This is a genomic window from Paraburkholderia sp. UYCP14C, from assembly GCF_004197395.1.
Taxonomy (GTDB): Bacteria; Pseudomonadota; Gammaproteobacteria; order Burkholderiales; family Burkholderiaceae; genus Paraburkholderia.
Genome location: NZ_SELS01000224.1, coordinates 1 through 1724 on the forward strand (window position 1 = coordinate 1; position 1724 = coordinate 1724).

The following is a 1724-nucleotide window of genomic DNA, read 5'->3' on the forward strand; positions in this document are numbered from 1 at the left end:
TCCTGATCGCTGGCAAGCTCAACTTCACTTCGATCAACCCGCATACTGCATAACCCATTTGAATTTCAAAAGAGCCTAAAATTCGATCTAGCGAGGCCCAAACTGAAACCGGTTGGAACAATGCCCGCGACCGGCGGTGTCCGTCGAGGAGCCGCTCGAGCTATAGCCGGTGGTGAATTGAACTCACACCCTTTTCGTCGGTGTCGCGAGCTCGACCTCGAATCGATAGTCGCGCAGGAGATGGAGCCGTCCGCCTACCCACCGAGCTAAACTTGACCTATCGCTTGTACCGCCTGGACATGACATGTTCGATAGACAGACGCACCGAGGCTTCAGCATCACGGTGACAGCGCGCGACGACGTACGCGGCGGCTCCAATGTGACCCTGCTTGTCGAGCGCATCTTTTCCCACCGGGACGACGTGCGCACTGGCGCGCCGATCGCAAAACCGGAGCATTACCACTCGTTGCACCCCGCAACTGCGGCCGCCGGCCAAGCCATACAACGAGCCAGGCGGCTGATTGACGAGGCGCTGGGTGAACGCGATCCCCTGGAAGGCGAGTAATCAGCAGCGGCCTCCTTTGCCGTCGAGGCCTCACTTTGGGGGCTAGCGCCAGAAATGGCGTTTGCCCCGGCAGCCTCGGTTCGCGGAGGGCCTCGTCCCGGGACATACGCATGCAAGACCGATTGGCAAGCATGGCGGCGGAGATGTCGAATTCGCCATGATCAACGAGAAGTATTTACGGGCACTCGGACAGGCTGAGAAGGTTGTCCGCAGTCGTCGTGTCGCGCCCGGTCCTGAGGAATTTGTGGCCTTGCGGGGTTTGCCAGACGCGCACATCAGCAGTCTGGCCACCTCCGACAACATAGAAGCTGCAATTACCCGTCTCAATCAGGCTAATAGCTTCTTTCTCGCTGATCTTCCACCGACTCCCGTCTGCATTCTTTCCGCCGATATGCGAAATGGCCTCGTGCGGACTATTCCTATTTGTCTTGTTGATGCAGAGAACCTGAATACGCTGCGCCATAAAAGCCCCGATCTTTATGAATGAGTTTGATATTGCACGATCCATCATACTAATAAATCAAAGGTTTACCCGTGGTTTATGCGATATGTATTGGCGCACATCAAAAATTGCTGCGCATTTCGGCGAACGTGACCGCCGATTTCGGGAACGTGACCGATCCGGCGGGGTTGGGCCTTGCGCGGTGTTGATTGTTCAAACAGGAGCGAAATCAAATGACCGAGAAACGCAATACCCACGGGGGTTCGCGCCCGGGAGCGGGTAGAAAACCCAAACAAAAGCCGGCGGAAATCAAACAGCAAAGGCGGTGTACGGCTGGGGTGGTGCACGCCCCGGCGCCGGGCGCAAACCGAAACCGGTGGGAACAATGCCCGAGACGCGGTCCGGCGGCGTCCGTCGAGGAGCCGCTCGTCGAGCTAAGTGTTCAGGCAAAACGGATTTCAAATTCCGAACCATAGCCGCCGAGCAGTTTGGCTCTGTATCGATCGTTTCCTTCGTCCAGTTGACGAAACGCCGCCAGTGATACTTGGCGTGTTTCCAGACGATTTCAATCAGGTTCAGCTCAGGACTGTACGGCGGCAGATAGAAGAGCACCATACGGTGGTCGAGAAACCAGCGGTGGACCGCCCCGGGAATCGTGGAGGCTGGTTGGTTTAAGTTGATGCGGGTTCAGCGGCAGCTGTTTCAAGTTGCCGATAG

The 1724-nt window shown here is 57.0% G+C and carries 3 protein-coding genes; 1 reads left to right on the plus strand and 2 read right to left on the minus strand.

Features of this window, described 5'->3' with window-relative positions:
- Positions 1-304 precede the first annotated feature (304 nt).
- The gene (locus EVC45_RS44415) at positions 305-565 is read left to right on the plus strand and encodes a hypothetical protein (RefSeq protein WP_129964337.1); all 261 of its coding nucleotides are present in this window, start codon (positions 305-307) and stop codon (positions 563-565) included.
- Positions 566-740: 175 nt separating this feature from the next.
- On the opposite strand, the gene EVC45_RS44420 is transcribed toward EVC45_RS44415, so the two are convergent.
- Together EVC45_RS44420 and EVC45_RS48175 are read right to left on the minus strand one after the other, a co-directional pair.
- Positions 741-1076 carry a DUF3892 domain-containing protein gene (locus EVC45_RS44420; RefSeq protein ID WP_306770878.1) on the minus strand — a complete coding sequence of 112 codons (336 nt, stop codon included), beginning with the start codon at positions 1074-1076 and terminating at the stop codon, positions 741-743.
- A 240-nt stretch (positions 1077-1316) separates the two neighbouring features.
- On the minus strand, positions 1317-1688 hold the full coding sequence (locus EVC45_RS48175) for a transposase (RefSeq protein WP_129964338.1): 372 nt from the start codon (positions 1686-1688) through the stop codon (positions 1317-1319).
- Between the last annotated feature and the right edge of the window lie 36 nt (positions 1689-1724).